Below are 5913 nucleotides of genomic sequence, written 5' to 3' on the forward strand. Positions count from 1 at the left end.
AATCAACAAAGACCAAATTAGCAAATTACAAGAGCATCAGTTAAACAGTATAAAAGGCGGAAATAAGGCTGCAGAAGCCACTCCTTCTTGTGGAGTTAACTCCTGCAATATTACCACCGTTAAATAATATTAATAATATTTAAATATCTAATTGGGTTTTTTGGAGAGGAGGTTATTTCTCCTCTCTTTTTAATATTAATTATGTACGAAATTGGATAATAATACAAAAAAAGTGGTTTCTATATTACTCCAAATAGAATCTGCCATAGATAAAAATCATCGTAAAGTGAAGAACATTAGTCTTTCCAACGGATTATTAAGCTTCTCTTTATTTTATTATTATTACGCTTTATATACGGGACGCGAAGATGATATCAAGAAAGTTGTATTGTATATTGAAAAGGCTTTGGACATGTTGACTGAAGAATATACCAGCTATAGCTATGTTAATGATCTTGTAGAGCTGGGTATTTTCCTATCTTTTATAAAGAAAAAAGAATTCATTGAAGAGGTTGATCCGCTCCTATTTCAAATGGACAGTATTTTAAAGCAACTACTTAAAGAAAAAATAAAACAAAAAGATATAGATCTCTCGACGGGGTTCCCGCTAATAGGGAAATATTTTTGTTATAGAGATAAAATACCATCCCGAGATGAATTGCTTCAGGAGACTATTGATCAGGTAGCCATCTTAGCTACTTACTCAAAAAATAAGACTTACTGGACTTTTAACATGAGAGCCCAGAAAAATAAAGCATATGTAGAGTTAGGATTAAATCATGGAGTTATTGGAATTACGTCTTATTTATTACTCCTATTGAAGCACGAAGTTTATAATGATGAGTCTTTATCGCTTATTCATGCCAGTATAGAATATGTTCTTTCTTTTTACGATAAAAATGAGAAGCAAATCACCTGTTTCCCCGTATTTGTGGAAGAAAAAGAACGTTACAATTATAATAACCTTGCTTATGGCGATCTTGGTATAGGCTATACCATATATTATGCGGGTAAAATTTTAAAAAACGAGAAATATATGGCTCAGGGATTAGATATAATTTTAAAGACTGCAGCCTTCAGAGATGATCGGCATTTATATATTCAAGAAGCCGGACTTATTTATGGGACCGCTGGTTTAGCAAGCTTTTTTAAGAAGTTTTATAAAGAAACCCAGATTCCGAAATTTAAAAAAGCTTCTGAATATTGGTTTAATGAGACATTGTCTTACAGAAACGATAATCACCAGTGGGCCGGTTTTTTCGCATATTATAATAGCCACCTGAGCACTAGTCATCTATGTTTTTGCCAAGGGATCGCAGGTATAGGTATCGCTTTAATGGAGCATTTGATTGATATTGACAAAGAGTATTTTAATTTTTTAAATTATCATTTATGAGCTTTTTTGTAAAAAACATATTTAGCTCCACTATAAACGTCTTAATGAGGATAACTTTTGCAGTTTATTAGGTACAAAAATCAATAAAATATTTAGATGCTTCTAAATATTCAATTTTAAGATCTAAGTTTAGTCATATCAATAATTTAAAATAAGATTATACTGGGCGAATTTATAATAATTGTGAATCAAAAATCGACAAGAATATGAGTTTGAAAAATATTGAAGCACTCACATATGGGTTTATTAGGAAGCCTTTTTATGGCTATAAAGAATTTTTGAAAATCCCATCTCATTATTCTGATGTAAAAGATTTTATATGTGATTTATGGGAGGATGACTATTTTAAAGAGGCAATATTTTTAGCTTCTGTAGAATTATTTAAAGAATGGGAGAGAGAAATGATGTCTCAAATGCTATCATCAGAAAAGAAGGAAAAACTTTATTTCACCATTATCAAATATTACAATAGAATCTGCACCAGAAGCACTCCTTTTGGATTATTCTCATCCTTTTCAATGTTTAATTTTCAAGCACCGTATCAAATTCCCCAACTAAATCAATCTAATCAGAAGCGCTACATTACGATAGGACTTCCCGTATTATATGAAATTGTAGCGTATTTATGCAAACCGCAGTTTAATTTTTATCATCATTTTAAGATGAATGCTTCTGCTTATAAAGTAGGGCATCATTTTAGATTTATAGAAACTTCTTATGTGAAGGGAGTAAGGGAGTATACTTTAAGTTCAGTTGAGCGTGATGAATTAATTGATATTTTAGCCCAAGAGTTTGGTGCTCCTACTACTTATAGTGCTATTTTAGATTTTATATTAGAAAACGTTGAAGGAGTAAGCCATCAAGATGTAAAGAAATATTTAGATGAACTCATACATTCTCAGTTTTTCAAACACGATTTTGACATCTCTCTTAACAGTATACCTCCTCTCGATCAAATCATCAATTTTTTGCAAAAAGTATGTCTTCACAAGCCTATAGATGAGGAACTTGAAGCCTGTAAAAATAAACTAAATGAACTGAAAAAGATTATTCAAACTTGTGATCACTTCAAAGGCAGTAACCTATTGAATTATTATAAAATACAAAATATTTTGGATTCGTTAGCTATCCAATACCAGAAAAGTGCTGCTATTAATGTAAATGTTCATGAATCGACGGATCATTCATATGTGTCTCAAAAAGACTTAAAAAATATAAAAACAGCCTTAGAGGTGGTTACAAAATTTTCAAAACCCAAAAATAATTCACACTTAAAGGCATTTGAAAACCGATATTTTTTGCGTTATGGAGACAGGGAAATGCCCTTGCATCTTGTTTTGGATAATGAGTTGGGAATAGGTTATCTTCAGTCTGATAAGAGGGAATATTCATTTTCCAGTTTACTGGATAATTTAAGTGGATTTGAAAATGATATTGTAGACAAAGAAATTACGTATGATATTGAATTTACAAAATTTTGGAGTACCGCTATTAAAAATGCGATTAAAGAAGATCGAAATATTGATTTACAAAAAGAAAACATCCCCGATTTCGGGTATAGAGAGATGCCACGTCTCTATCCAGAGACTTTTGCTGTTATGATTGAAAAGGTTAATAATCACATATTAATAGAAAGTATAGGCAGCCGCTCTGCCTTAGATATGATTTCAAGATTTTCAAACGAAACCAATGCCTATAAAAAAGAAATCCAGGAGATTATAGATATAGAAACCTATGACCAAGAGATCCTACATGTAGAATTGGTTCATTTGCCCAACCAGAAAGCCGGAAATATTTTGTTGCGAAATATTCCCCGTAATTATGAGCTCCCCTATCTTACCCAGCCCAGAGCGGATATCAATGTCATAGATCTTCATGATATTTATATAAGGTTGGTGAAAGGTAAAATCGTATTAAGGAGTAAGAAGTACAATAAACAACTCAAAATATACCATACATCTGCTCATAATTATCATCTGAATAGCTTACCTGTTTATCAGTTTTTATGCGATTTACAAAATCAGAATGTTATAGACTCCGACCTTCATATAGGAGAGCTAAATTTATTGTGTTTTGACCATATACCTCGAATTACCTATGGACAAAATCTGATACTAAAGCCAGCAATATGGCGCCTAGAAAGTGAATTTTTTAAAGAGATTGAGCATTCATTTGAAGAAGTGAGAACTCTTTTGCAGCAAATGAAGATCCCACAATATTTCTATATTACCAGTTTTGATAATAAACTCTTGATCGATTACAATAAGGAAGTTCTTTTAGAAGCTTTTCTCAATATTCTAAAAACAGAAAAACAGATTGTAGTGCGTGAGTGTATTGCAGATCCAACAGAAGATGTAATGAATAATGAAATCATCATTCCGTTCAAAAACGAAAATTCTAAATATTTTTATAAATATAACTCTCCTACTCCTGTTTATAAGGTTCAAGAAAAATTTATTCCAGGCGATACTTGGTTGTATTATAAGATCTATTGTGGTGTTAAAACAGCGAATGAACTACTGATTTATAGGGTGTCCGATTTGGTAAATGAATTTTTATTAGAAAAATTAATATCCCAATGGTTTTTCATTCGGTATTTTGACGATGAGGAGCATTTGCGTATACGATTTAAGGTTAATGAAATAAAGGATTTAGGGCAGGTTATTGACAAAATTAAAAATGCATTTCAGGCCTATGTAAATGATGATCGGATTTGGAAACTGGAGCTATCCACCTATGAAAGAGAACTCAGCAGATACGCGGGGGACAATCTAATAGAAATAGAAAATATTTTTTGTACCGACAGCAACCTAATTCTATACCTCTTAAAAAATATGACCCCTGAGAAACTTTGGTTATCCTCATTGTGGTGCATAGACCAATACTTAAACATTTTTGAATTTGATATTGCAGATAAGCAGCAAATTATGCTTGAGCTCACCCAAGGCTATCAAAGAGAATTCCATGCAGGCACTAGAGTTAAGAAGCAGATTGATAAAAAGTACAGAGATTATTTCACCTCTATTGATCAATATGTCAACGGTGATGCTATAAGTGAAATATCAGGGGAACTGCGGGTGTTTTTTTCATTGATCCGGCAGCGCTATCAGGCCCTTTATTTTTCGGACAAAAGCCTCAGGAAAGATGTGGTGATGAGCATCCTCCACATGCATATTAACAGATTGTTTAATGCTAGGCAGAGAATGCATGAGCTAGTCCTCTATAGTATTCTGGAAAAGTATTACAGACAAATATTTCATGTGAATAAAATAAATTAAAAATAATTATAGCATCATCCGTATATGGAAACTGTTTAAACTTTTAAAAAAGTAAAAAAGTTCCGAGAAAAATTAAGAATTTTGAGGTTGTAAACAAATAAACTCTTAAATTTCTGAATCTTATAAAAGCAAAGATAAACTAAGAAAATGGATTTTGCGCATTTGAGTAAGGGAAAACGAGGCTTTCGAAGCAGATCAGACTTAGACTCTCATCTGTATCATTAGAAACATCAGAAATCTACCATAGGCAATTACCGCAGTCGACATGGAAGTAAGAAAATAAAGTCGTCGTTTGGAAAGTCTGAAATTAAAATTCCAAGGGATGGTGAAGGGGATTTTAAGCCTGCATTAGTACCCAGAAGATACAGCATTATTGATGATTTGGAAAACATAATCATCTCATTTTATGCCAAAGGAATGAGCGTAAGTCATATTGAAGAACAGCTCCGTTAAATTTATGATTTTCAAGTCTCCATATCTACTATATCACGTATCACCAATGCTATTGCAATTGAAGTGGTGAGTTGTTAGAACCGTAATATCTTATTGTCTGGATGGATGGAATTGTTTTCAAGGTAAGGGAAAACTCCAAAGTTATTAATAAGACCATTTATCTGGCCGTTGGGCTCAATCGTCATGGCAGAAAGGAAGTATTAGGGATGTGGCTTGGAAAAAATCAAAGTTCATCTTTCTGGATGGGTGTTCTCACAGATTTAAAATCTTGAGGTGTGGAAGATATTCTCATCACCGCTACCTATCATTTAAATGGATTTACCCAGACCATCTGCTCTGTCTTTCCTGAATCTCAAACCCAAATTTGTGTTGTCCATCAGATTAGAAATGCATGTAAATATGTAGTATGGAAGGGCAAAATGCCGATATTTACACCGCCCCTACAAAACACGTTGCTCAAGCTGCTTTGGATGATTTTCAAGCAAAATGGGAAAGCAAATATCTATATGCCATACCATCATGGAAAAACAATTGGGACGAATTAACTGTCTTTTTTGAGTTTCTCATCGAGATTAGAAAAAATAATTTACACAGCCAATTTAATTGGGAATCTGAATGGAAAAATCAGAAAATATACCAAAAATAAAATGTCTTTCCCTATGTAAACTCCCCCATAAATAGTACGACTATAATTTAGACAAAAAGTTTAAATTTAGGATTATATATTATGAAAAAGAAACAATTCAGTGCGAATCAGATTTCCAGTATTTTGAAAGAATTCGATAA

The 5913-nt window shown here is 32.5% G+C and carries 3 protein-coding genes and 1 pseudogene; all 4 read left to right on the top strand.

Annotation, left to right across the window (positions count from 1 at the left end):
- Nucleotide 1 precedes the first annotated feature (1 nt).
- A complete protein-coding gene (locus GNY06_RS14980) occupies nucleotides 2-127 on the top strand; it encodes a class I lanthipeptide (RefSeq protein WP_394350813.1) in 126 nt (41 codons plus the stop codon).
- An 84-nt stretch (nucleotides 128-211) separates the two neighbouring features.
- A complete protein-coding gene (locus tag GNY06_RS01060) occupies nucleotides 212-1396 on the top strand; it encodes a lanthionine synthetase LanC family protein (RefSeq protein WP_166518417.1) in 1185 nt (394 codons plus the stop codon).
- A 206-nt stretch (nucleotides 1397-1602) separates the two neighbouring features.
- Complete coding sequence (locus tag GNY06_RS01065; protein ID WP_166518418.1) at nucleotides 1603-4674, top strand: lantibiotic dehydratase; 3072 nt, start codon at nucleotides 1603-1605, stop codon at nucleotides 4672-4674.
- Nucleotides 4675-4848: 174 nt separating this feature from the next.
- Nucleotides 4849-5786, top strand: a pseudogene (locus GNY06_RS01070) (IS256 family transposase); the annotation flags it as partial.
- Between the last annotated feature and the right edge of the window lie 127 nt (nucleotides 5787-5913).

This window comes from Elizabethkingia argenteiflava, from assembly GCF_009904105.1.
Classification (GTDB): Bacteria; Bacteroidota; Bacteroidia; order Flavobacteriales; family Weeksellaceae; genus Elizabethkingia; species Elizabethkingia argenteiflava.